General features: G+C 48.1%; 19 protein-coding genes and 1 other RNA gene. 11 read left to right on the forward strand and 9 right to left on the reverse strand.

Features of this window, described 5'->3' with window-relative positions; genetic code table 11:
- The first annotated feature begins 9 nt into the window (after positions 1–9).
- The 3 genes from ASC40_RS04980 to ASC40_RS04990 all read left to right on the forward strand — a co-directional run bounded on the left by ASC40_RS04980 (position 10) and on the right by ASC40_RS04990 (position 5,455).
- Complete coding sequence (locus ASC40_RS04980; RefSeq protein WP_055438677.1) at positions 10–1,611, forward strand: dihydrolipoyllysine-residue acetyltransferase; 1,602 nt, start codon at positions 10–12, stop codon at positions 1,609–1,611.
- Positions 1,612–1,716: 105 nt separating this feature from the next.
- Positions 1,717–2,484 carry an EAL domain-containing protein gene (locus ASC40_RS04985; protein WP_055438678.1) on the forward strand — a complete coding sequence of 256 codons (768 nt, stop codon included), beginning with the start codon at positions 1,717–1,719 and terminating at the stop codon, positions 2,482–2,484.
- A gap of 40 nt (positions 2,485–2,524) precedes the next feature.
- Positions 2,525–5,455, forward strand: a complete 2,931-nt coding sequence (locus tag ASC40_RS04990) for a ligand-binding sensor domain-containing diguanylate cyclase (protein ID WP_055438679.1) — start codon at positions 2,525–2,527, stop codon at positions 5,453–5,455.
- Here the strand turns inward: ASC40_RS04990 and ASC40_RS04995 are convergent.
- Together ASC40_RS04995 and ASC40_RS05000 are read right to left on the reverse strand one after the other, a co-directional pair.
- Positions 5,445–6,230 carry an SDR family oxidoreductase gene (locus ASC40_RS04995; RefSeq protein ID WP_055438680.1) on the reverse strand — a complete coding sequence of 262 codons (786 nt, stop codon included), beginning with the start codon at positions 6,228–6,230 and terminating at the stop codon, positions 5,445–5,447. The genes ASC40_RS04990 and ASC40_RS04995 overlap by 11 nt on opposite strands.
- Positions 6,231–6,235: 5 nt before the next feature.
- Positions 6,236–7,783 (reverse strand): AbgT family transporter, encoded by a 1,548-nt coding sequence (locus ASC40_RS05000; protein WP_072243385.1) that lies wholly within the window; start codon positions 7,781–7,783, stop codon positions 6,236–6,238.
- Positions 7,784–7,866: 83 nt separating this feature from the next.
- On the opposite strand from ASC40_RS05000, the gene rnhB reads away from it, so the two are divergent.
- A complete protein-coding gene (gene rnhB, locus ASC40_RS05005; RefSeq protein ID WP_055438681.1) occupies positions 7,867–8,436 on the forward strand; it encodes a ribonuclease HII in 570 nt (189 codons plus the stop codon).
- Here rnhB and argE read toward each other — a convergent pair.
- Both argE and ASC40_RS05015 read right to left on the reverse strand, forming a co-directional pair.
- Positions 8,420–9,580: an acetylornithine deacetylase gene (argE, locus tag ASC40_RS05010; RefSeq protein WP_055438682.1), complete on the reverse strand. Its 1,161-nt coding sequence runs from the start codon at positions 9,578–9,580 to the stop codon at positions 8,420–8,422. The genes rnhB and argE overlap by 17 nt on opposite strands.
- 49 nt (positions 9,581–9,629) lie before the next feature.
- Complete coding sequence (locus ASC40_RS05015; protein WP_055438683.1) at positions 9,630–10,217, reverse strand: hypothetical protein; 588 nt, start codon at positions 10,215–10,217, stop codon at positions 9,630–9,632.
- Between the two features lie 159 nt (positions 10,218–10,376).
- Between ASC40_RS05015 and ASC40_RS05020 the strand changes: the two genes are divergently transcribed.
- The 3 genes from ASC40_RS05020 to ASC40_RS05030 are packed head-to-tail and all read left to right on the forward strand — an operon-like array spanning position 10,377 to position 14,234.
- On the forward strand, positions 10,377–11,309 hold the full coding sequence (locus ASC40_RS05020; RefSeq protein WP_055438684.1) for an isopenicillin N synthase family dioxygenase: 933 nt from the start codon (positions 10,377–10,379) through the stop codon (positions 11,307–11,309).
- Between the two features lie 22 nt (positions 11,310–11,331).
- On the forward strand, positions 11,332–13,053 hold the full coding sequence (locus ASC40_RS05025; protein WP_055438685.1) for a bifunctional metallophosphatase/5'-nucleotidase: 1,722 nt from the start codon (positions 11,332–11,334) through the stop codon (positions 13,051–13,053).
- A complete protein-coding gene (locus ASC40_RS05030; protein ID WP_055438686.1) occupies positions 13,050–14,234 on the forward strand; it encodes a multidrug effflux MFS transporter in 1,185 nt (394 codons plus the stop codon). The genes ASC40_RS05025 and ASC40_RS05030 overlap by 4 nt, the downstream gene beginning before the upstream one ends.
- Positions 14,235–14,475: 241 nt before the next feature.
- Here ASC40_RS05030 and ASC40_RS05035 read toward each other — a convergent pair whose 3' ends face one another.
- Together ASC40_RS05035 and fadE are read right to left on the reverse strand one after the other, a co-directional pair.
- Entirely contained in the window at positions 14,476–16,035 is a 1,560-nt protein-coding gene (locus ASC40_RS05035) for an AbgT family transporter (RefSeq protein WP_055438687.1), read from the reverse strand.
- 132 nt (positions 16,036–16,167) lie between these two features.
- Positions 16,168–18,627, reverse strand: a complete 2,460-nt coding sequence (gene fadE / locus ASC40_RS05040) for an acyl-CoA dehydrogenase FadE (RefSeq protein ID WP_055438688.1) — start codon at positions 18,625–18,627, stop codon at positions 16,168–16,170.
- A gap of 220 nt (positions 18,628–18,847) precedes the next feature.
- Here fadE and ASC40_RS05045 point away from each other — a divergent pair, with 220 nt between their 5' ends.
- Positions 18,848–19,600 (forward strand): DUF3108 domain-containing protein, encoded by a 753-nt coding sequence (locus ASC40_RS05045; protein WP_055438689.1) that lies wholly within the window; start codon positions 18,848–18,850, stop codon positions 19,598–19,600.
- Positions 19,601–19,602: 2 nt separating this feature from the next.
- On the opposite strand, the gene purN is transcribed toward ASC40_RS05045, so the two are convergent.
- Both purN and purM read right to left on the reverse strand, forming a co-directional pair.
- Positions 19,603–20,241 (reverse strand): phosphoribosylglycinamide formyltransferase, encoded by a 639-nt coding sequence (gene purN / locus ASC40_RS05050; RefSeq protein WP_055438690.1) that lies wholly within the window; start codon positions 20,239–20,241, stop codon positions 19,603–19,605.
- A complete protein-coding gene (purM, locus tag ASC40_RS05055) occupies positions 20,238–21,284 on the reverse strand; it encodes a phosphoribosylformylglycinamidine cyclo-ligase (RefSeq protein ID WP_055438846.1) in 1,047 nt (348 codons plus the stop codon). The genes purN and purM overlap by 4 nt, the downstream gene beginning before the upstream one ends.
- Positions 21,285–21,450: 166 nt before the next feature.
- Between purM and rimI the strand changes: the two genes are divergently transcribed.
- Positions 21,451–22,593 (forward strand): ribosomal protein S18-alanine N-acetyltransferase, encoded by a 1,143-nt coding sequence (gene rimI / locus ASC40_RS05060; RefSeq protein WP_072243394.1) that lies wholly within the window; start codon positions 21,451–21,453, stop codon positions 22,591–22,593.
- Between the two features lie 29 nt (positions 22,594–22,622).
- Here the strand turns inward: rimI and ASC40_RS05065 are convergent, their stop codons facing one another.
- Positions 22,623–23,471 carry a hypothetical protein gene (locus ASC40_RS05065; protein ID WP_055438691.1) on the reverse strand — a complete coding sequence of 283 codons (849 nt, stop codon included), beginning with the start codon at positions 23,469–23,471 and terminating at the stop codon, positions 22,623–22,625.
- 265 nt (positions 23,472–23,736) lie between these two features.
- Between ASC40_RS05065 and ASC40_RS05070 the strand changes: the two genes are divergently transcribed.
- On the forward strand, positions 23,737–25,665 hold the full coding sequence (locus ASC40_RS05070; RefSeq protein WP_055438692.1) for a S8 family serine peptidase: 1,929 nt from the start codon (positions 23,737–23,739) through the stop codon (positions 25,663–25,665).
- Positions 25,666–25,745: 80 nt separating this feature from the next.
- Positions 25,746–26,105: a transfer-messenger RNA gene (gene ssrA, locus ASC40_RS11740) on the forward strand.
- The last annotated feature ends 135 nt before the right edge of the window (positions 26,106–26,240 follow it).

The raw sequence follows: 26,240 nt of genomic DNA on the forward strand, positions 1-26,240 counted from the left end.
GCCTATGCAATGAGTAAAGATTTTATCTTACCGGACATCGGCGAAGGGATTGTCGAATGCGAAATCGTCGAGTGGTTGGTGCAAGAAGGCGATAGCATTAAAGAAGATCAGCCTGTGGTTGACGTAATGACCGATAAAGCTTTGGTGCAAATTCCCGCCAAAGAAGACGGTGTTGTCGCCAAGCTCTACTACGCAAAAGGCGATATCGCCAAGGTACATGAGCCATTGTTTGCGATTGATTCTGGTGATTCGAGTGCATCAGAAGCATTAGAACCAAAAGCGACACAGCCAGTTGCGGCAGCGCAAACCGAAAATAAGCAAGCGGATAGCACCGTCACCGACTTTATTTTGCCAGACATTGGTGAAGGTATTGTTGAATGTGAAATTGTTGAATGGCAAGTCAAAGAAGGCGACACCATTGAAGAAGATCAGCCCGTTGTTGATGTAATGACTGATAAAGCTTTGGTACAAATTCCGGCCAAAGAAAATGGTGTGGTTGAAAAGCTATACTACGCTAAGGGCGATATTGCCAAAGTACATGAGCCGTTGTTTGCTGTTCGTGTAGCGGGTGGCTCAAGCGAAGCTGCGCAGCCAGCGGCGAACGAATCGACTGCGGCCAAGGCATCAGCGGACGCAGCTAAGCCAGAAGCGGGCCGAGCTGAAGCACCTGCTACTGCGCGTCAAGGTAAAGCTATTGCTAGCCCAGCGGTGCGCCGCCGTGCTCGTGAATTAGACGTCGATATTAGCCAAGTGGCTGGTTCTGGCGCTAAAGGGCGGGTAATGAAAGAGGATGTTGAAAGCTTCGCGTCTGGCTCTGCCGTATCGGCATCTAAAGACTCGAGAGGGGTGTCAGACCCAGCTAAAGCTGGCTCTGACACTCAGCGCGGTTCTAGCTCTGCTGTTGGTGGGACTCGTACTGAGACGATTCGTGGCGTGAAGGCGGCGATGGCGAAGCAGATGATGAAGTCGGTTAGCACCATTCCGCACTTTACTTATGCTGACGAATTCGACTTGACTAACGTGATGGCGCTGCAAAAACAGCTCAAGGAAAAGTATGCGGACAAAGGCGTACGCATTACCATGATGCCGTTTTTCATTAAAGCCTTGTCGTTAGCCTTGAAAGAGTTCCCAATCATGAACGCTCAGGTAAACGACGATTGCACTGAAATTACGTACTTTGACGATCACAATATTGGTATGGCAGTGGATACCAAAATTGGCTTGTTAGTGCCGAATATTAAGCAGGTACAAAACAAGAGCATTATCGAAGTTGCGCAAGAAGTAACGCGTTTAACCCAAGCGGCTCGCGAAGGCCGAGTGGCGCAAGACGATATGAAAGGTGGAACGATTTCTATCTCGAATATTGGCGTTATTGGCGGCACGGTCGCCACCCCAATTATAAACAAGCCAGAAGCGGCCATTGTTGCGTTAGGTAAAGTGCAAGAGTTACCGCGTTTTGACGCCAACGGCAATGTTGTGGCGCGTAAGATAATGACCGCAAGTTGGTCGGGCGACCACCGTATTATTGACGGCGGCACCATTGCTCGTTTCAATAAGCTCTGGCAAGAGTTTTTGGAAGACCCCACCAGTATGTTGATTCATATGAGTTAATCTTCAAAGGCCGCGTAAGCGGCCTTTTTTATGATCCGAAAGCCTTAAGATTTGCTATATCACGCCGATATAATTAAATTGGTAAAAAAATAATAAAGGCGGCACATGGATTTTCCTGATTCAATTAAACAACAAACCTGCATGGACTGCTTAAGTGGGCAGTCGCTAGGCTTTGAAATACGCATGGCATTTCAGCCGATTGTTGATGTAAAAAAGCAAGAAATAGTTGCCTACGAAGCGTTGGTGCGCGGGCCCGAAGGGCAGGGCGCAGGCTGGGTATTCGAGCGTGTGAATGAAGACAATCGCTATTATTTTGATCAAGCCTGTCGGGTAAAAGCAATAGAAACAGCTGCTCGCCTGGGGTGTGATGCCTATTTAAATATTAATTTTTTACCTAACGCGGTTTACAGCCCAGAAACCTGCATTAAGGCGACCATTGAAGCAGCTGATTTATACGGCTTTGATTTAACCAAGCTGGTTTTCGAAGTGACAGAAAGCGAGCAAATTCTTGATAAAAACCACTTGCAGAATATCTTCAGTAGTTATTCTAAGCGTGGTTTTAAAACAGCTATTGATGATTATGGTTCCGGCTTTGCCCGCATTGACTGGCTTATTGATTTGCGACCAGACATTTTAAAGCTTGATATGGCGCTTATTCGCGATATTAATGTACACCCAGAAAAACAAACGGTCGTTATTGAAGCACTGAAACAATGCGCTTTACAGGGCACCCAGTTATTAGCTGAAGGCATTGAAACCAAAGAAGAACTAGACTGCCTTCGTGACATCGGCATACACTTATTTCAAGGTTATTATTTCGCCAAACCAGAGCTCGAGGCTTTAGCTCAGGTTGACTTAGTGAAGCTTGGGTGAACCTGAGTTCATATTTACACCACAAGGATAGTTTCGCAACATGAAAAAGCTCAGTGCAACACTGTGGTTTATACAGCTAATCTTGTTACACAGTTTATTGACGCCGAGCCAAGCCACTGCGAAAACCGTTAAGCCATTAAATGAATATGCCATGCGCACCTGGACTACTGCGCATGGCTTACCGCACAACTCCGTCAACGCAATAACACAATCAGCAGACGGCTATTTATGGTTAGCCACTTGGGAAGGCCCTGTTCGCTATAACGGCCGCGAATTCACAGTATTTGATGATATTCAAATAACTCAGATGCCAGAAGCTGGAGCCCTTGATATTCATGTTCACCCGAACACGGGTGACATGATTGTTGCTGGCCCCCGCGGTGGGGTGGTGTTTTTTAACGGCCAACAATGGCGGCCTTATCAATTTGGCCGTGGCTATGCTTATGAAACGGTGGTTGATGACTTGCAGCGCCTGTGGGTAGCGACCAGTGCCGGAGTATACCGGCTTGATAGCCGCGGAGAAGTAGAGCTTTTCGATGTAACCAAAGGGCTACCCGATAATACAACGATACGTATAGCGCTGGTTTCTGATGCCAATAATCAACAACAAATTTGGGCCGGCACGCGCGGGGGGCTTGCGGTATTTGAACCAAGTACTGAGCGCTTTACCAAAGTAAATGAGCTTCCCACAGCGCAAATTCGTGAAATTCGGCAGTTGCAAGATGGTCGTATAGCCGTATCAAGCGACGATGGACTTTTTATTCAGCAATCATCGGGCGAATTTAAGCCTTGGCCGGTTGCAGTGAAAGGCCCTATAACTGCAATTACTGAGGGGCCGGAAGGCTGTTTATGGGTGGGAACATTTGAATACGGTGTCGGCCGACTCTGCGCCGATCAACAAGAATGGCTGAGTGTTGATCAAGGGCTACCAAACTCACATGTACTTGATATTTTTCGTGACCGGGAAAACAACATGTGGGTATCTACTCACGGTGGCTTTGCCCAATTTCGCGCTGCATTATTTACCAGTTTCACACCCCATCATGGGTTAAAGGGCGCCTACGCGCGTTCGGTTCATGTTGATAACAATGGCATGATTTGGGTAGGCACCAATGATGGCCTAAGTTATCGCAAAAATGGCCGTTTTATTGGCTTAGATCAACAACCACGTTTACAAGCACTATCTGTACTTTCTATTGCCTCAGACGACGCCAACCGTCTGTATGTAGGCTCTTATACCGAAGGTGTATTGCAACTGCAAGATGGCAGAATTACAGCCCAGTTAAACCGTAACAGTGGTCTTGAGTTAAATGAAATTCGTGTGGTTAAACCTATTCCAAACAGTAATTATGTGCTTGTTGGCACACCTAGTGGGCTTTATTTAACCCAGGTGCGAAACGGCCAATTTGTTATTGTAAAACACTATACCACCGCTGACGGCATGGCTTCTGATTTTGTTCATTCGTTAACATTGGCGCCAGGTGGCGACTTGTGGGTGAGTTCAACATCAACATTAACGTACTTTAAAGCAACACCGACGCGTTTTGAGTGGAAGCCTGAACCAGTTGATTTAGCTTCGTTTACCCGTGCGCGAAATATCTTTTCAGGTATTGTTCACCAGCAACGATTATGGTTAGCGACCGATAACGGCGTGCTTACTCGTGACTTAACCAGTGGCACATGGCATTGGTTGGGGCGCCAACAAGGGCTGCCGTTTGAGAAAGTATTTACGATAAATTTCGATGCGCAAGCCAATTTATGGCTAGGCGGCTCGCGGGGAATTATTCGCGTCGGCGCTGAGCAACTTGAACAGTGGTTAAGCGGCGATATTCAGTTGGTTACTCATAAGTTATTTTCCGAAGCCGATGGCATGAAAAGTCGGCAAATAACAACTGGCGGTTTAGCGTCGGCGTTAGATACGCAAGGCCATCTTTGGTTCGCCTCTGCGGTTGGTGCCATTCGCGTTGACCCAAGCCAATACAACGCCCATGAAAATTCAGCTCCGGCTCCAGTCATTGAGTCTGTTAGCCATGATTATGGGCTGCTTGAGTTGGGTGCAGAACTACCCGCAAATAATACCCGCACGGCATTTAATTATGTCGCGCTTGGTTATCAAATGCCGGAGCAAATTGAGTATCAAGTTCGTATGTACGGTTATGACACACAATGGCGAGACCGCGAAGATAACTTAACCACTGAATATACTGCACTGCCACCTGGTGATTACCGTTTTGCGGTTCGTACGCGCTACCCAGGTGAAAATTGGTCGCAGCCAACTGAGTTTAGCTTTTCAAAAGCAGCCTATTTTTATCAACGGCCATGGTTTTGGTTTATTTTTGCTATTGCGTTTATCGCTCTAGTGGGCGGAATTGTCCATTGGCGTATTCGTCAGCTTGAAAAAACGCGTGTACGCTTGCAAGCCATGGTTCATCAGCAAACTCTTAAATTAGAGCAACTTGCACTAACAGACCCATTAACTGGGTTGGCAAACCGTCGCGCATTTGACCAGCGTTTAGCGTTGGAAGTGAAAAACAGCACGCGGCACCAAACGCCATTGTCTGTTGGTTTGCTTGACCTCGATTATTTTAAAGCGATCAACGACAAATACCTGCACGCTGGCGGTGATATTATTTTAACGCAGGTGGCGCAGGTGATAGCAGCCAATGCACGCGAAGTTGACTTAGTGGCAAGGTGGGGAGGCGAGGAGTTTGCCATTATTTTTCCAGACACGACACAAGCTCAGGCGGCAAAAATTCTCGAACGTATTCGATTAATGGTCGAGCAGTTAGCGATACCAGAAGTGAGCGATGACGCGCGAGTAACGGTAAGTATTGGCTTAGTAAGCAGCCAATCAGCTATGAACAGCGATGCGCAGCAGTTGTTAAAACTTGCCGATAGAATGCTTTATCAAGCGAAAAAAGGCGGCCGCAACCGCCTTTCAATTTATCAAGCTGATAATACTAACGGTTAGCCACCATACGGCGCACTAAACCTGGAAAAAAGCGTTGTAAGAAAGGGGCTAGCTTTGACACGCCAGAGCCCACAACAACCTCGGCTTTTTGTTTCGCAATAGCCTGCAGCGATTGACGAGCGCATGCTTCGGCCGAAATACCGCCGGCATTGTCAGGGTCTTCGTGTCCTAACGCAGAGCCGTCACCGGTTAATGAGTTATGTGCAACTTGTGTATTGATAAACCCAGGTAAAATGGAGGTCACTACAAGTTCATGTTGCTTCATTTCGGCCCGTAGCGAGTCCATAAAACCAATAACACCAAATTTGGCGCCATTGTAGCCACTACGCAGCTTTGTGCCGACTTTGCCAGCCACACTTGAAACCGTGACAATATGCCCCGAACGGCGCTCAACCATGCGTGGCAACACCAATTTGGTTAACGCGATAACGCCGAAATAATCAATTTCCATTAGTTGCCGGTAAACGGCCATATCGGTGTCTAAAATTAGCGAGCGCTGCGACACGCCAGCGTTATTAATTAAGATATCGATGACTTGATCGCCAAGCTGCGCTTGCGCTTGTTGGGCGGCAGTTTCAGGCTGGCTTAAGTCAAGTGCAAGCACCCGGTGACGCTCTGGATGAGCCAGCGATAAACGCACTTGTTCAAGCGCCTCAGCGCGGCGTGAGGTTAGAATAAGATGAGCACCGGCCTCTGCCAATTGCTCAGCCATGGCTAAACCGATGCCCGAAGAGGCACCGGTTAGCCAAACAGTTTTACCTTGAAAGTAGGTCATTTAGATTATCCTGCGGGATAAACATAATTCGCTTGGAAACCAAGCGGAATGCCAATCATCCAGTAGATGATCAAGAAAGCTGACCAAATCACTAATAAGCTCACCGTAAACGGCAACATCATGGCCACTAGAGAACCAATACCCGTGCCCTTCACGTAGCGCTGGCAATACAGCACCACTAATGGGAAGTAAGGCAATAGTGGGGTAATAATGTTACTAATTGAGTCACCCACGCGATAAGCGGCTTGGGTTAGATCTGGTGAGTAGCCTAATTGCATGAGCATAGGGACAAATATTGGCGAAATAAGCGCCCATTTGGCCGAAGCTGAACCAATAAATAGGTTAATAAAGGCCACCAAGATAATAATACCAACCATAGTGACGCCACCTGAGAGCTGCAACGAGCTTAAGAATTGCGCGCCTTTAATGGATAGTAAGGTACCTAAGTTAGAGTCGCCAAAGGCTTTGATAAATAAGGCACAGAAGAACGCCATGACCATATAGTAGGCCATGCCCTCCATAGACTTGGTCATAGCGCCAACCACGTCTTGTGAGTTCTTAAAGCTGCCAGAAATAAAGCCATGCACAATGCCTGGAATAATAAACAGCAAGAAGATAAGTGGCACAATCATTTGCATCAGTGGCGCGGTAAACGAAGCGAGCTCACCTGTTGCATCGGCCAATGGTGTATTTTCAGCGCTAGCAGCAAAATATAGTGCAACTAGGCCAAATACCATAGTCAATACGCCCGCATAAAATGCCTTACGGTCGCGCGGTGTTACGTCATCAAGTACCGGCATATCTTCTTGATCGCCATCAATGGTGGCATTTTTTTGCAAACGCGGCTCAATAACACGGTCAGTCAAATACCAACCCACTAGCACCACTACCACAGACGACGCCGCGGTGAAGAAGTAGTTGTTTAGCGGGTTTAACTGAATAGCAGGGTCAAGAATTTGGGCTGCGCTTTGGGTAAAGCCTTGCAGTAATGGGTCAATGGCAGAAGGCACAAAGTTGGCACTAAAACCACCGGAAACACCGGCGAAAGCAGCCGCAATACCCGCCAAAGGATGACGCCCAGCAGCAAAGAAAATAACGCCGCCTAATGGAATAACCAATACGTAGCCGGCATCAACTGCGGTATGACTAACAATAGCTACTAAAATTAACACTGGCGTAAGTAACATTTTTGGCGTGACGTTAAGCATGAGCTTAATAGCCACATTGATGAAGCCACTACGCTCGGCTACGCCAACGCCTAACATGGCAACTAGCACCACACCCAAGGGCGCAAAGCCCATAAAGGTGCCAACCATGTTGGCAAGAAAGTCGGCCATTTGATCGCCAGCTAACAAGTTGGTAATGCCAACGTTTTCGTTAGTTAGCGGATGAACCGCGTCGAATTCAATGCCCGAGAGTAAAAAACTGAACACCCAAACGATAATGAGTAATCCAAAAAACATGACCGCTGGGTCAGGAAGTTTGTTGCCCACTTTTTCAACTTTATCGAGTATACGATTCAGAAGTGTGGACGATTCTTGCGAACCAGACATGAGGAAACCCCTTGTTGTATTGTTATTATGATTAAGACGAAAGTATCATAACGCATCAACCGACAACAACAAGATGAAAACCGATGATTTGTGGAACTGATGAAGCTGGGCGAGGCCCAATTGCAGGGCCGGTAGTGGCGGCAGCGGTAATTTTAGACCCGAATAACCCAATTGCTGGCATTAATGATTCAAAAAAACTGTCTGAAAAAAAGCGCTTAGCACTAAGCGAAGAAATAAAGCAAAAAGCGCTTTATTGGGCCATTGCGCAATGCGATGCAGAAGAAATAGATGCAATTAATATTTTACAGGCCTCGCTACTGTCTATGAAGCGTGCGGTTGAAGCATTGCCGGTTAGCCCAAGTAAGGTTCTAGTGGACGGTAATAAGTTGCCGCAATTGCATGTGCCCGCTGAGGCAATTGTTGGCGGCGATGCGTTAGAGGCTTGTATTGGTGCAGCATCAATTTTGGCGAAAGTGGAGCGCGACCGGCAAATGCTCGAATGGCACGCGCTTTACCCAGAATACGATTTTGCCAAACATAAGGCCTACCCAACAAAAGCCCATTTGTCTGCGCTCACAGAGCATGGCCCCTGCCCGATACACCGCAAAAGTTTTGGGCCAGTTGCTCGGCTGCTAGCTACGCCTGACAAATAGTACGAATTAAATTGCGAATTTGATTCTGTGCAGGCGCTATTTCGTCAATTTGAATATACTCGTCGGGCTGATGGGCTTGGGCAATATTACCAGGCCCCATGATAATTGTTTGACAGCCGAGCCCCTGCACAAATGGTGCTTCAGTGCAGTAGTTTGCAACTTCTGGGGCATTGCCGGTTAAGCCATGAGCTAATTGCACAATGTCTGAGTCATTATCACAGCGATAGCCGGGAATGGGTTCGTGCATATGTTGTAAGCAGACAGCGCCCGGGTATTTAGCTTTCACTTCACGCAGGCGTTCGTCAATAATGCCGTACATATCGTCAATATTCATGCCCGGCAGCGGACGCATATCAATGTGCAATTCACAGCAGGCACAAATTCGATTGGCAGCGTCACCGCCATGTATGGCACCGAAATTTAAGGTGGGGTATGGCACTTCAAAGGTGGCATCATTGAAACGTTGCTGAAATTCTTGCTGCACAGTTCGCAGCTCGGTGATGACGTCGTGCATAATTTCAATAGCATTCACACCGCCGGCCGGATTTGAACTATGGCCAGATTTACCTGTAACCCGCACAGCTTCAGTTAAATGGCCTTTGTGCGCAGTTACTGGCGTCATCGAGGTCGGCTCACCAATAATGGCAAACTCAGGTTTTAAGTGGCCAAATGCATCTAACTCGCGTGCCCCTGCCATAGTGGTTTCTTCGTCGGCTGTGGCCAAAATATACAGAGGCTTAGTTAGGGTCGTTAAATCAATATTTCGCAATGCTTCTAACACGAATGCGAAGAAGCCTTTCATATCGGCACTGCCCAGCCCGTACAAACGACCATTGTCCTCACGTAATTTAAACGGGTCTTGAGTCCAGCGACCTTCATCCCATGGCACAGTGTCGGTATGGCCAGCTAATAATAAACCGCCTTCACAAGCGCCTTCGGGAACAAAGTGTGCCAGTAAATTGTATTTACCGGGTTGGCGATCAAGCTCGTGAATATCAATTTGAAAACCTAAGCTTTCTAACCAAATAGCAAGCTTTTCGATGACGGCTCTATTGCTGGTGTCCCAACTTGGGTCGAGGCAGGAAACGGAAGGAAGCGCGATAAGTTCGCGATACATTTGAATGAAACTAGGCAGCTGTGGCATCACATCTCTCCGGTACAACGGTTAGTGAGCCACAGCATACCTGATTTATTTAAAAGTGATAACTACCACGCAAGCGAACACCGTCACCAAATTCGCTATCTTGATAGCCTACACCAACCGAAACATCTGAATTAATGTAGTAATTCACACCAAATTGATACTGGTTGTCCGAACCCGCGTCGAAATAATCAACCCAGCCTAAGCCGCCATAAAATTCGAACTGTTCAATGCGCTGTCGCAGGTTCGCTTCAACTCCCCAAAAACCAGTGTCATTTCGGCCAAAATCAACATGGCCCATGCGTAAACCAGCGTCCGCGGTTAGCCCTTGGCTTAACCAAAAATAACGACCTAGCTTAGCGGCAATAACGTCATTGCTGCTACCGAAATCATTGTCGAAGTTACGGTAATAGCCACTGACAAAATAAGGAGACTTAAATTCATATGAGCCTTCTAGTAGAATGCTATCGCCACCGTCGTGATCCGCAACGGCTGCGCCAATATAGTTATAGGCACTATGACCACGTGTTGGCTGCTGCGTTTGTTGCTGTTGCGCCAATGCCGAGGTGGAAACTAGGCTTGCAGAAGCTAACGTTACCGTTGCCATGGCTGCTGATAAAATACGTACTTGCAATGTCATCGTGATATACCTCACTTTTTGCTAAAATCTGCAAATAACGGTAGCAACCTTAAATTGTAAACAAAAGGCGGTTTACTCAAGATTTACCCTTGTCTAGACAGGCTAAAATACTTAGCATAGGCGCCTATTTTCACACTTATTGTCGGGAACAAACGATTCATGAAATCCATACCACATATTGATATGAGCCTGTATGGCCAAGACTTTAACGCGTTCGCACAGCATGTGGGCGAAGGGTACGAAGCGAACGGTTTTGTTGCTTTAACCAAGCATGGTATCGACCAGCAGCTCATTGATAACGCGCTGGATATATGTCGTGAGTTGTTTGCGTTACCGGAAGACGTGAAGAAAAAATATCACATTCCAGGTGGTGGTGGTGCGCGCGGCTATACGCCATTTGGTACCGAAATAGCGAAAGACGCCAAGCACGTTGATTTGAAAGAGTTCTGGCATGTGGGGCGGGAAGTAGAAGGTACGCCGCCATTCCCACAATTAACACCCAACGTATGGCCGGCTGAGCTACCTGAATTTAAAGAGAAAATTCTAAAATTATATCGTGCGTTAGACGCATTAGGCTTGCAGGTACTCGAAGCCTTGGCGGTTTATTTGAAGCAGCCGCGTGACTTCTTTAACGACAAAGTGAATTTGGGTAACTCTATTCTTCGCCCCTTACACTACCCACCAATTATTGATGAAGGCACACCTTCAGTGCGCGCCGGTGCGCATGAAGATATCAACGTACTGACGTTGCTGGTCGGCTCGCGTGAGCCTGGCTTAGAAGTGCTGGCCAAAGACGGCTCGTGGATTCCGGTGACCATTATTGAAGGCGCCATTATTTGTAACGTAGGTGATATGCTGCAACGCATGACCAACGGTGTATTGCCTTCGACCACGCATCGCGTGGTGAATCCGCCGGCGCCATTTAGCTCGAAGTCGCGTTATTCAATTCCGTTTTTCTTGCATTTTAACCCGGACGTAATGATTACCCCGTTAGAAAGTTGCATTAATGAGGAAAACCCACAACGTTTTGACCCAATTAGCTCTGACGACTATTTGATGGAACGTTTGCGTGAAATTGGTCTCGTTAAATAACGCTTAAACATCTGGAGTGGTGATGAAACGCCTGTTAGTTTCGCTAGTAAGTTGCGCAGCTTTAGTTAGCTGCGCACAGTTGTCAACGCCGCAACCCTATACTCTTACGGTTGCGCATATTAACGATCACCACTCTCATTTGTTGCCTATTAGTGGCACCAGTGTGCGAATTCAAGGTGAAGAGCTGAAAATTGAAACCGGCGGCTTTGCCCGCGTTGCCACGCAAATTGAAACCATACGTAAAAATAAACCGAATGTGTTAACGCTGCACGCTGGCGATGCTATTACCGGCACACTTTTTTACACCTTGTTTGATGGTGCCGCCGATGCGGCCTTAATGAACCAAGTTTGCTTTGATGCCTTTGAACTCGGTAATCATGAGTTTGATAGTGGTGATGCAGGCCTCAAGCGATTTTTAGATGCTTTAAGCTTAAGTGACTGCGGCACTGTGGTGCTCGGCGCGAATGTTGAGCCGGAAATTGGGGTGTCGCCGTTAACGCCTAAAACTCGCTGGGACAGCTTTAAGCCATATGCTATTTATGACGTGGGCGGCGAGCGCATCGGTGTGATTGGCATAGACATTGCGGTGAAAACCAAAAACTCGTCACAGCCAGACAAAACCACCGAGTTTGCTGATGAGTACACCACGGCAAAATACTACATTGATGAGTTACGCCAATTAGGCATCGAAAAAATTGGTCTGCTAACCCACATTCAATATGAAAACGACTTGGCATTGGCAGAAAAGCTACCAGCGGTTGATTTTATTATTGGTGGCGACTCGCACACCTTGTTGGGAGATTATGCCCGTTACGGTTTGCCAGCCGTTGGGCCATATCCAATGACCGTTAATAATGCCGATGGCGACCAAGTTTGTGTGGCGCATGCTTGGCAATATAGCCAAGTTGTTGGTGAGTTAGCGGTTACTTTCGAAGGTGACGTAGTTGCCAATTGCGGTGGCCAGTCACACTTTTTAATTGCTGAAGACGCACCGGCAGCGCTAGCGAATTTGCCGCAGTTTGCGGCAGTTTCAGAGCACCCGCAACTCAAACAAGAATTAACCAATTATCAAACCAAAATTGACGAATTAACTCAGCAACAAATTGCTCAGGTTGAACAACGTTTGTGTATGCGTCGTATGGGCCCACAAACAACCGAAGACTGCGGTGTAGGTCGACATTCAGATGCGCATGCAGTGGTGGCGCAGGCGTTCTTAGCAAGTACTCCACAAGCTGATTTTGCGTTACAAAATGGCGGTGGCGTGCGACGTGAAATAGCTGCTGGAACACTGACCGTAGCCGATGTCTATAGTTTACTGCCGTTTTCCAATACCTTGGTAGAAATGCAAATTACCGGCGCTGAGGTGAAGCAAGTGCTCGAGCAAGCATTGGCTTATGCGACATCGGCAGGGGGCTCTGACGGTGCTTACCCGCATGGTGCAGGTATTCGTTTCGCGGTCGATATGACAGCGGCAGAAGGGCAGCGAGTGAGTGAACTTGAAGTATGGTCCGATAATAGCTGGCAAGCACTTCAACCAGCGCAAACTTACATCATGGTGACTAATAGTTTTTTGGCGGCCGGCAACGATGGCTGGGCGCTATTAGGGGATATTACTGCTGCTGGACGCAGCACCGATACTTATGTGAACTATGCACAATCGTTTGTCGATTGGGCCCGCAAAACAAAAACAATAAAACGGCCAGACACACATAGCACCAAACGCTATAAGTCGGCCGCTCAATGACCATATTTCAAGTATCCGATAAAGCCCGTTTTGATTTAGTGGTGGTGGTGCTGGCGCTGTTAACAGCGTTCGGCCCACTGTCCATTGATATGTACCTGCCAGCTTTTGGCGACATAGCGCAAAGCTTTTCGACCGAGTCGAATCGGGTGGAACTGTCATTAACCTCGTTTTTCTTGGGCTTGTTTATTGGTCAATTGCTATATGGCACTGCGTCTGATCGCTTTGGCCGCAAGCCGCCGTTGTATTTTGGCTTGGCGTTATACATTGGTACTTCTATTGCTTGCGCATATGCGCCTAACCTTGAAAGCTTAATCGTTTTACGGTTTTTGCAAGCTATTGGCTCGTGCGCTGGTTTGGTGATAGCGCGCGCTATGGTACGCGATTTGTATACCCCCCAAGCGTCTGCGCAAGTATTTAGTTTCTTGATACTGGTCATGGGTATTGCGCCAATATTAGCACCGCTTGCGGGCGCTTATGTGACAGCAGCGTTTGGTTGGCAGGCTATTTTTATCATTGTTGCCGCGTTGGGCGTGGCGTGCTTGGCGGTGGTACATGTGCGTTTGCCAGAAACCCGGCTGCCGAATCGTAGTATTCGTATGCGCTCAAGCTTGCCAATTTATTGGCAGGTATTAAAAGACCCCAATTTCTTGCGTTACTCACTAAGCGGCGGCATCGCACAGTCGGGCATGTTTGCCTATATTACCGCTTCGCCGTTGGTGTTTATTGAGCACTTTGGTTTGGCGCCAACGCACTATAGCTGGCTGTTTGGTGCGAATGCCATTGGCATTATTGGTATGGCGCAATTGAATGCATGGCTACTACGGCGTCGCGACTCGCGAAAAATATTGAATAAATCGTTGCCGGTGTTGGGCGTGGTTTCGGTACTGTTGATTATTGCTGGCTGGAATGATGTCGGCTTAGTTGGCGTGCTGGTGCCATTATTTCTGTATGTAAGCACCCTTGGTATGGTCTTCCCGAATGCTATGGCTGGTGCGCTTGCTGAGCAGCAAGAACGGGCTGGTTCGGCATCGGCCGTGACGGGAAGCTTACAGTTTTTAATTGCAGGCGGTATATCGGCGCTGGTGAACCTGCTTGGCCACCAGCATCCATTAGCTATGGTATTTGTTATGGGCGGTTGTGGCCTCACCGCCGTTACCATTTACCGTTTATTGAGGCGCTAGGTATTGCGTATACGCAATACCTGTAGCCCGGCGTTTTACGCCGGGTGGTGGCTCAGCCACGGTAATTGTCGAGTTCAACGATAACGAAGCTTCACCCTCGGCGTAATTGTCGAATTCAACGATAACGTAGCTTCACCCTCGGCGTAATTGTCGAGTTCAACGATAACGGTGCTTCACCCTCGGCGTAATTGTCGAGTTCAACGATAACGGTGCTTCGCACCACCCGGCGTAGAACGCCGGGCTACGGGTTGTAATAAGTTGGGGTGTTAATGCCTACTGGCATATCGAGACCGAATACCCATAAGAAAAACAGTGCGGACCAACCAATTAAGAACATAATGGTATACGGCAACATCATGGCTATCATGGTGCCAATACCGGTGTCTTTCTTGTAGCGCACTGCCACCGCAAGTATTAAGCCAAAGTAACTCATCATTGGGGTAATAATATTAGTTACCGAGTCGCCAATACGGTAGGCCGCCTGAATAACCTCAGGTGCATAGCCAATGAGCATTAGCATAGGTACAAAAATAGGTGCGGTAATTGCCCATTGAGCTGACGCAGAGCCCAGCATGAGGTTTACAAACGCGCACATTAAAATAAACAGTATAAATACCGCGGGCCCAGTTAAACCGGCTTCTTGCAAGAAGGTAGCGCCTTTAATGGCCAAAATACTACCGAAGTTCGTCCAACCGAAAAATGCCACAAACTGCGCTGCAAAGAACACCAGCACAATGTACATGCCCATTGTGCTCATGCTTTCTGACATGGCGTCAATAACATCGCGGTCAGTGCGCATAACTTTGGTAATGCGGCCATAAACATAACCGGGAATGGCAAAGGTTATGAAGATAAAGGCAACAATGCCTTTCAAAAATGGTGAGCCTGCAACTTCGCCGGTTTCAGGGTTACGCAAAATTCCCCACTCAGGAACAATAGTTAGCGCCAATAAAGCACCTAACACTAAAAAGCTTAAGCCGGCGCCAATAAGGCCTTTTTTCTCAATAGCTGATAAAGACTCTATTTTTTGTTCGTTTAAATTAATTGATGCCTCTTTGGGGTCGTATTTACCAAGTTTTGGCTCAACAATTTTCTCGGTGACAAAAGTGCCCATAATGGCAATTAAGAACGTTGAAATCATCATGAAGTACCAGTTGGCTTCGGGGCCAACGTAGTATTCTGGATCGATAAGGTTTGCCGCTTTGGTGGTAATACCTGCCAATAACGGGTCAACTGTGCCAATCAATAAGTTCGCGCTATAACCGGCAGAAACGCCCGAGAAGGCAGCCGCAAGACCGGCCAAAGGGTGACGCCCTAAAGAGTGGAATATCATGGCGGCCAGCGGCACTAATACCACGTAGCCAAGCTCTGCGGCAGTGTTTGAAATAACGCCGGCAAAAACTACGGCAACAGTCACAACGCGAGGGTGTGCATTCATAACCAAGCCGCGCATAGCGGCAGAAAGCATACCTGAACGCTCTGCAATGCCAACACCCAATAACGCAACTAGTACGGTGCCAAGCGGCGTAAAGCCGGTAAAGTTAGTGACCAAGCCAGTAACAATACGTTGTAAGCCTTCGGCATTGAATAAACTAACAACCTCAATTAATTCGCCGCCTGGCCGTGGATCTTGAGCGCTTAGGCCAAAATAGCTAGCAACCCCGCTAAGTACCACAACGGCTATTGCGAATAAGGCAAATAAGGTAATGGGGTGGGGAAGTAAGTTGCCGAGCCATTCGACAGTATCGAGAAAGCGCGTAAAGGCGCCGCGTTTTTCGGTGGCTGATGAGGCTTGCGTCATGCAGTTCCTGCTCCTGTTTTCCGACTTTTAGTTGTTTTGTTGAATTCGAATTAGCGCTGAATTGTACACATAAAAAAGGCCAATCGCGAGGATTGGCCTTGTCAAATGCATAACCTGTGCGATAACTAGCGCTTAGGCAGCGTTATTTTGCTTACCAGCGGCTGCTAAAGCGACGTCACGGGCATGCTTACCAGCAATGAGGTCTTCATGGGCAAAGTCATCAACGTTAATGACTTGCAAGCGACCTTGTTCCGCGCGTTGTAGTAACGCCACTTCTTCGTCACTAAGTACGCCAAGCTCTTTACCTTTCGCGGCCACTTTGTCCAAGAACATGAATGGCATGCGGCGATCGTTGGCGGCTTTACGCACACGGTCAAACAATGGCTCTGCGGCAATAATGTCGCGCAAGGTTTGCTCAAGGTAACCAAACTGACCTTCTGGCGCTAAGAATTGGCCTTGACCTAAACGTTCGCGGCTAGCGTTTGGCGTTAGCAAAATTTTTGCAACCTTGCTATCTAAACGGTCAGAAGGGCGTTTCGCAATACGGCCAAATGGATACATAATGGCTTTCATGGTTGTACCCACAGCACCAAAGTTATCCAACAACGCCAATTGGCTTTCTTGCAGTTTGTACAAGGTGTCTTGCAACGCCCAGTGCACTAATGGCAGGTCGTCTTTCTGACGGCCTTCGTCTTCAAAGCGCTTCAATGTGGCAGAAGCAATAAACAAGTAGCTGAGCATGTCGCCTAAGCGCGCTGAAATACGTTGTTTACGTTTTAATGAACCACCTAACACACCCATGGCAACGTCAGACAATAACGCCAAGTTGGCACTAAAACGGTTCATTTGCTTGTAGTATTTCGCCGTGCTGTCGCTGTACGGCGAGCTAGTGAAGCGCCAGAAACCTAAGCCAAGCACCAATGAGCGTACAAAGTTGCTCATGCCGAAACCAATATGGCCCCAAATGGCTTTATCGAAGCGTACCAGGCCTTCTTTGTTGGTTTCTGCTGAAGCCAACATTTCTTCCAATACATAAGGATGACAGCGAATTGCACCTTGACCGTAAATCATTAAGTTACGGGTAAGAATGTTCGCGCCTTCTACGGTTATAGCTACAGGTACACCCTGGTAACCGCGGCCTAAGTAGTTATTCGGACCTAAGCAGATGCCTTTACCGCCGTGAATGTCCATGGCGTCATCCATACAGGCACGTAGCTTTTCAGTCATGTGGTACTTGGCGATAGCTGAAATAACCGACGGCTTTTCACCTAAATCAATACCTTTGGTTGAGAAGCTGGTTACGGCGTCCATCAAGTAGGCATTACCACCAATTCGCGCCATGGCTTCTTGCACGCCTTCCATTTTACCAACAGGCAAACGGAACTGACGGCGAATATAAGCATAAGCACCGGTTGCCAGTGCGATAGACTTCACGCCACCAGCACTGTTTGAAGGTAGCGTAATTGCACGACCAACCGACAAACATTCAACCAGCATGCGCCAACCTTTGCCGGCCATTTCTGGGCCGCCAATAATGTAGTCTAATGGAACGAACACATCTTTACCGCGCACCGGACCATTCTGGAACGGTACATTTAATGGCAAGTGGCGACGACCGGTTTCAACACCCTTGGTGTCATGCGGAATCAATGCCGCAGTAATACCGAGTTCTTCTTTGTCGCCCAACAATTTGTCAGGGTCAGACAATTTGAAGGCTAAGCCAAGTACAGTAGCTACTGGCGCTAAGGTGATATAACGCTTATTAAAGTTTAAACGAATACCGACAATTTCTTTGCCTTCCCATTCGCCTTTGCAAACGACACCGGTGTCTGGAATTGAACCAGCATCTGAACCTGCTTCTGGGCTAGTTAATGCAAAACATGGAATTTCTTGGCCGTTCGCTAAGCGCGGCAAGTAATAATCTTTCTGTTCTTTGGTACCGTAGTGTTGCAATAACTCGCCTGGACCTAGTGAGTTTGGTACACCCACAGTAGAGGCCAAAATAGTGCTTACGCCGGCAAGTTTCTGCAACACGCGAGACTGTGCATAAGCTGAAAACTCTAAGCCGCCATATTCTTTTTTGATGATCATGGCGAAGAACTTGTGGTCTTTTAAGTATTGCCACACGTGCTCAGGCATGTCTGCTAGCTCGTGCGTTGCTTCCCAGTCGTTCATTAATTTGCAAACTTCTTCACATGGCCCTTCTAAGAACGCTTTTTCTTCGTCGCTTAGTTCTGGCTTTTGAATGCTGTGAAGTTTCTTCCACGCCGGGGCGCCACGGAATAGCTCGCCTTCCCACCAGGTGGTGCCGGCGTCAATTGCGTCTTTTTCTGTTTCTGAAATTTCAGGCATGACTTTGCGGTACATACCTAGCAGCGCTTTTGACAACACGCCACGACGAAATGGAGCAAGGTTGAACGGAATTAACACAATGGCTAACAACGTCCACAGTACAGGGCCGACAATGTCGAACCAACTGCCAATTGCAAACATACCCACAAGGCCGATGCTAGTGACTAGCAACGAACTGCGGAAATACAAAAAACCACCCAAGACAAGAAGGGTAGCAACAACCCATAAGGCAATGCTCATGTTATCTAACTCCGTTGTTCTTTTTAGAGGTCTGACCAGTACGTTGAGGGTAGTCGTTTTGATCACTTTTTTCAAGAGTAAACAGCGGTTGATAGTGGTCTAATCGGTAAATAATTATAAACTTTGCTAAATTTGTGCGGTCTGAAAACAAAGAATTTCGCTGGCACGATGACTGTGCAAGCGCTGCGCACTAGTCGTGCAACCAACGAAGGTATGAATTATGACGTTTTTGCGATCAATAAACACGCAAGCCGGTTTGCTAAGAGTAATGCTCACCGGTGCCTTGTTCAGCGCTAGTTTTGCTGCCTCGGCTATGGTGAATGAGCCGAGTTCTACAGTGTTAACGCCATACGAAGCGCGCTACGAAGTGTTGCGCGGTGGTAGCAACTACGGCGAAGCAGTTCGCAGTTTGTCGGTTACCGACGGTGTTTATAAGTTGTATACCGAAACTGAGATCTCACTGCTATTTCTATCCGACAGGCGTCGGTTTTGGTCTGAGTTTGTGCTTGAAAATGGCCGTATTCAAACCCAAACATTCGCGTATAAACGCTCCGGCACTGGGCGCGATAAAGGGTTTAGCGGCATATTTGATTGGCAACAAAAGCAATTGATTAATCGCAATACAACGCAACCGGTGGCGGTAAACATTGTGCAGTACAGCATGGATGAAGCAGCTAATGTGGAGCAATTGCGCTTAGATGTGCAACACCAGGCACAAACTGAATTTGTGTATAACGTGATTGATGAAAAGGGCCAAGCCGATCAATTGCGTTTTCAGCGCGTGGGCGAAGAGGTACTCACCTTGCCATATGGCGAAATAACTGCGGTAAAAGTTGAGCGTGTACGCGAAAACTCACGACGAGAAACCGACTATTGGTTTGCCCCTGAATTAGGGTACGTGTTGGTTAAAATGGCTCAACGCGAAGATGGCGATGAGGTTGCCACTTTGCAGTTAAGCCATATTCAACAGTAACCTTAGTCGTCGGCGTAGCCGGCCGCCCCGAGCAGCTGGCCATCGAGTTCAGCGCCTTGGTCGGTTAGGCGCAATCGTTCTGCACAAAACCACTGCACCACCAACGGGTAAATAGCATGCTCTTGCGTATGCACGCGGGCCTGCAAGTCAGCAGCGGTGTCGCCGGCAAATACCGGTACTGTGGCTTGCAATATCACTGGCCCACCATCAAGCTCTTCGGTGACAAAGTGAACACTTACCCCATGCTCAGAGTCGCCCGCGTCTAACGCCCGTTGGTGGGTGTTGATGCCTTTGTATTTAGGTAATAACGACGGGTGAATATTGAGCATGCGACCGTGATAATGGCGGGTAAAGTCAGCGGTCAAAATACGCATAAACCCAGCAAGCACAACTAAGTCAGGTTGAAAACTATCAACCAGTTGCTGTAACTCAAGGTCGTAAGCTTCGCGTGTGGCAAAGCCTTTGTGTGACAGTACCGCAGTTTCCACGCCCGCATTGGCGGCTTTTTCTAAACCGCCAACATCGGCTTTGTTGCTGATTACAGCCACCACATTGCCGGCAACCTTACCAGCTTGGCAGGCATCAATAATGGCCTGCATATTGGTGCCTGAACCACTAATTAAAACAACAATGCGCTTCATGAATGAATTTCAACCTGGGCTTCATCACCGTTACGTGCTGCCACTGAGCCAATAACCCAAGCGTCTTCGCCATGCTCGCGCAATAGGGCTACGGCCTGTTCAGCTTGTGCTTCTGGTAGCGCCATAATCAAGCCCACGCCGCAGTTGAAGGTACGGTACATTTCTTTGGTGGTAACGTTGCCGTTGTGCTGCAACCAGTTAAACACGAGTGGCCATTCCCAGCTGCTGTCGTCAATAACGGCTTTGGCTGATTCAGGCAGTACGCGTGGAATGTTTTCCCAGAAGCCGCCGCCGGTAATATGCGAAATAGCATGAACTTCAATCTGTTCAAGCAAAGCTAATACCGATTTCACATAAATTTTGGTGGGAGCTAGTAAGTGCTCGGCTAGCGGCTTACCGTCAAGCATTTCTTCGGTAGGGTTCACGCCGCTCACTTCAAGAATCTTACGCACCAATGAATAACCATTTGAATGCGGGCCCGATGAAGCCAAAGCAACTAATGCGTCACCTGGGGCAACTTTGCTGCCGTCAATAATTTGGTCTTTTTCAACCACGCCCACACAAAAGCCGGCAATGTCATAGTCGCCGTGTTCGTACATACCTGGCATTTCAGCGGTTTCGCCACCAATCAGCGCACAGCCGGCTTGCACACAACCTTCGCCAATACCTGTCACAACGTCGGCGGCGACATCCACCTCAAGCTTGCCGGTAGCATAGTAGTCGAGGAAAAATAACGGCTCCGCACCTTGTACAATGAGGTCATTCACACACATGGCAACTAAGTCGATGCCTACGGTATCGTGTTTTTTCAGGTCAATGGCTAAGCGTAACTTGGTACCTACGCCGTCAGTGCCAGAAACCAATACCGGTTGTTTGTATTTGGTTGGCAGCTCACAGAGCGCGCCAAAGCCGCCAATGCTGCCCATCACTTCTGGACGTTTTGTCCGTTTTGTTACACCTTTAATACGCTCAACAAGGGCATTGCCCGCGTCAATGTCGACACCAGCGTCTTTATAGCTTAATGAAGGTTTTTCAGTACTCACGGAAGGATCCTCGGCTAGGGCAAAAAATTTGCGCGCTAGTTTATCACTTTCATGTGCACGGTGCGACAGGCTTGGCGTATAATAATCGCTCATTTTACTTTTCGCGTGCACGGCGCGCTTCGGTCACTTCATGCAAAACGCTATGCCACCAGTTAGGCAACAACAAATGCAACAAAATAAGCAGCTTAGTATTCAGCACGTACAGCTAGTGAACGCAGAACGTGCCGATTTAGATGCGTTAGAAGCCATTGAAACCTTAAGTTTCGTGACCGATCGCATTAGTCGTCGTAGTTTTAAGCGCTTTGTTGATCACCACATTGGTGATTTCAAAGTAGCCCGATATAACGGCCAAACTATTGGCTACTACATTGTTTTGTATCGACAAGCGACCGAACTTGCGCGGCTTTATTCGCTAGCCGTGCACCCCGACTTTCGTCGTCGCGGAGTGGGGCGTTTGCTGCTTGATGCTGCCGAGCATGATGCCGATGAGCGCTATTGCCTATTCATGCGCTTAGAAGTAAAAACCGACAACATGGCGGCGCTAAAAATGTATCACCATGCCGGTTACTACGACATGGAAATACGGCCTGAGTATTATGAAGACGACAGTGACGCATTGGTATTACAGAAATTACTGCCGCGCTTTGAGAAAAGTGACTTAGATAACGGCAACGCCAATTTGGTGCCATACCGAACCCAAACCACTGAATTTACCTGTGGGCCGGCAAGTTTGCTCATGGCCATGGCCTATTTTGATATTCCCTGTCGTGACGCCCACCATGAAGAGCTTGAAATTTGGCGCGAAGCTACAACGATCTTTATGACCTCAGGCCACGGTGGCTGTGGGCCACACGGTTTAGCGCGCGCTGCGGTTAAACGCGGATTGAATGTCGAATTGCATGTGAGTGAGCCAGGCCCGTTGTTGCTAGATTCGGTACGTAGTGCGGAAAAAAAGCAAATTATGTCGCGTATTCAAGAGGCCGACATTGCTGCACTAAAACGCGCCAAGGTACCTATAATTGTGGGGGATTACTCGCTAAGCCAGCTGATCCACGATCTGAATCAGGGTAAGCTGGTGGTTGCGCTAATTAGCACTTATGTATTTGATGAAAGCAAAGCCCCACACTGGGTGCTAATTTGCGCTGCAGATGAGCACTACGTGTATATTAACGACCCCGACCAAGACACCTTTCCGTGGCAATCACCGGCCGATCGACAGTATTTGCCAATACCGTTAGCGACCTTTAGACGAGCGTTTGGTTTTGGTAAACGTAAGCAACGCGCGGCTGTGGTGCTTAGCCGCGCGTGATCTCTGCTTGGTAATGAAGTGCGGTTAACTTATGACTTAACTTGTTTTTTGCGTTTTTTAACGGTTGCGCTTTTTAACTCTAAGCTGTCATCAAGTGGTAAAGAAATTAAACCAGCACCTGAGCGTAAGGTCACTCGATCGTCGCTGCGCTCTAGCACCTTGCCGTTAATTTCAAACACAATGCGAGGTGATAAAAAGGTCGACTCAATAAGTACATGCTCAAGCTCAGTATACTTACCTGTGCGATCATTTACGTAAAGCGCGACAATATCGTCAAAGCTTTGTTCAATAGCCTCATGAATTTGTGTGTGCTCCTCATCACTGAGGCCGTCAGCGATGTCGTCAATGGGTAAATGCAAAGAAGTTTGGTGCGTATAACGACCATTCCAAACCGTGCCATCTTGCTGTGGCACTTCAACAATTAACGCGGTGCCCATACGCAACATTTCATCTTCGTCACGTACCACCATCACAAAAGGGTGAAAGCGTACGTTAGATGTTTCATCGTAGCTAACTGCTTGATTGGCTGCTGCCTGACCGAACATAACCCCTACCGGCAATGGTAACTTGCCGTATAGCTTTTCAACGTCAGCGTCGGTTTCGGCTTGAATCATACTAATGTTTGCTAATACACCTAATGGCCCAAAAGCGACACCGACGGCCACGCCACCACCGCCAAAATTCTGTACGTAGGTAATGTCTTTGGCTTCGTCTAAGTGCACTTGGACGTGGCTACTGGCTTTAATGGCCGGATTTTCAAACAGTTTGTAGTTTAGGGCTTGCTCTGCGTTCGCAGCAGGGGCTGGCGTTTGAAAGTGTGGGGCTGCACTACAGCCTGTTAGAAATATAACGCAACTAATGAATAAAAATTTGCGCACAAGGTTGTCCTGTATTTTTGTTGTTATTAAGGGCGAATAGAATAAGAGAAGTGACAGATGCGACGCAATATGACGCAGTAAAAAAAACCAACAAAATTTACTTTTACTTTACTTATTAAGTGTTTAGATAGTTTGTTTGAGCTGATAGCTTAAAGTCGTTGCTGAAAATATAAGCAGTAACACCAACGCGCAGCCGAACGTTGTATCCCGCCGCTGTTAAGCAAAGGCTATAAATGCCACACATAATAAAAAGAGAAGAATATCCATGAAAAAACTGTCATTTTTAACGCTGTCGGCGCTCGCCGTTTCAGTGTCAGCCGCTGTCGCTCAGCCTCCAGAGCACAGCAATGCCAAACCCTTGCAAACGGCTCAAGCCGAAGTAACTGGCCCACAACGCTACATTATTAAATTTAAAGAAAACAGCAAAGCGGTACAAAAGTCTGGTAATCGTGGTCGTTCAGAGTTGGCGCTAGCACATGCGAAATCAATGGTCGAGCAGGCCGGTGGCCAAGTAAAACTGAGCATGCGTCACAATTTGGCGGTGGCCGCTGAGTTAACGCCCCAGCAAAAAAAGCGGTTAGAAAACAACCCGAACATTGCCTACGTTGAAGTGGATCAGCCTCGTCGACTCATGGCTCAAACCGTGCCTTACGGCATTAACATGGTGCAAGCCAACCAAGTAGATGACAGCGTGGCCTCAGCCGCTGCCGGTGGTAAAAAAATCTGTGTGATTGACTCAGGTTTAGACCTGCCACACGAAGACATGGGCACCCGGTTCGGCACCATTAATGGCACTAACAATAGCGGTACCGGGAATTGGTACGACGAAGGCGGCCCGCACGGCACCCATGTGGCCGGCACCATTGCTGCACTTAATAACGGTTTAGGCGTACGTGGCGTGATTGGTAGCGACCCTAGCATGCATATTGTCAAAGTGTTTAACGCTAGTGGGTGGGGCTACTCATCGTCATTGGTTGCCGCCATTGAAACCTGTGCCGACAACGGTGCAGACGTGGTAAATATGAGCTTAGGTGGCAGTGGTTCAAGCCAAACCGAAGCCAATGCCATGCAGAATTTGTATAACCAAGGTGTGTTATTGATTGCTGCAGCCGGTAACGACGGTTCAGCCTATAGCTCCACTGACGCAATGTCTTATCCTGCTTCTTACAATGCGGTAATGTCGGTTGCTGCAGTAGATAGCAACAAAGGCTTGGCATCGTTTTCACAGAAAAACAGCCAAGTAGAAATTGCTGCCCCAGGTGTGAACGTATTATCTACATACCCAGAAGGCACCGGTAGCCAAGGCAACTATGGCAACATGAGCGGCACGTCAATGGCATCGCCACACGTGGCCGGTGTAGCCGCCTTGGTTTGGTCACATTACCCTAGTTGTAGCGCAGCTCAAATTCGTGGTGCATTGAATGCGTCGGCTGAAGACTTAGGCTCAGCAGGCCGAGACGTGCGCTTTGGTTATGGCTTGGTGCAAGCCAAAGACGCCATTGATTACCTTGCTGCCAACGGCTGTGACGGCTCTGGTGGCGGCGGTACTGAACCTCCCGCCAATAACGAATTAACCAATGGGCAAACGGTTTCTGGTTTAGCAGCAACCACTGGTGATGCCCTGTATTACACGTTAAACGTACCAGCCGGTGCAACCGACTTAAGCTTTAGCATGAATGGTGGCTCGGGCGACGCGGACTTGTATGTGCGTTTTGGCTCCCAGCCAACCACCTCTACCTATGACTGCCGTCCATACCGTACCGGTAACACAGAAACCTGTACCATCTCAAATGTGCAAGCCGGTACTTACCACGTTATGGTTCGCGCTTATTCAAGTTTTTCAAACGTGAACTTAACTGGAGCGTACACGGAAGCAAGCTCTGGTGGCGGCGAGGGTGGCTCTGCTACGGCTACTGACCTTTCTGGCGCCACCGGCTCATGGTCTCATTACTATGTTGACTTACCTGCCGGTATGACGACATTAAACGTGACTATGTCTGGCGGTAGCGGCGATGCGGATCTGTATGTACGCCAAGGCTCACAGCCAACCGAGTCTAGCTACAACTGTCGTCCGTACCGCTCTGGTAACAACGAAAGCTGCAGCATTGATAACCCTAGCAGCGGCCGTTGGTACATCAGCCTACAAGGCTACCAAGCCTATTCAGGTGTTGATTTGCTCGTTGAATGGCAATAACGTTGACTATTTGCGCTGTCAGCACTTGAAATAGCTGACAGCGCCGCCATATAAGTGTAGACTTTAAAACGTTAACCTTAGGGGCTGATTTGGATTCGACGGAATACACGAAACCCAAGGTGCATGCCGAGGTGAGGCTGGCCTCGTAAAAAGCCTCAACTTAATAGTTGCAAACGACGACAACTACGCTTTAGCGGCTTAATAACCCGCTGAGTCCGACCCCTAGCGCTTTGTCTGTGAGACTAGGATCAGTCGGTTCACCCCAAAGCAGACTCGCGTGGAGGCTTCGCCCGTAGCCAAAGCGTTAAAACCAATCGGGATCGTCACCTTAAGTAGCCTGTCTGTCGGCGACTTGGTGATTAACTAAAAGACTGACTAAGCATGTAGGACCGAGGATGTAGGTATTACGGACGCGGGTTCAACTCCCGCCAGCTCCACCAATACCAGAAGGCCGCTTTCATAAGCGGCCTTTTTTTGCGACGGAAAAAGCGACGCTTGAGCACATTAGCTGCCTGTGTTAGCTTTATCGGGTTGATTTATCAAACAAAGGTTACTGCGGTTGTCTAAGACGATTT

Source organism: Pseudidiomarina woesei, assembly GCF_001418345.1.
Lineage (GTDB): Bacteria > Pseudomonadota > Gammaproteobacteria > Enterobacterales > Alteromonadaceae > Pseudidiomarina > Pseudidiomarina woesei.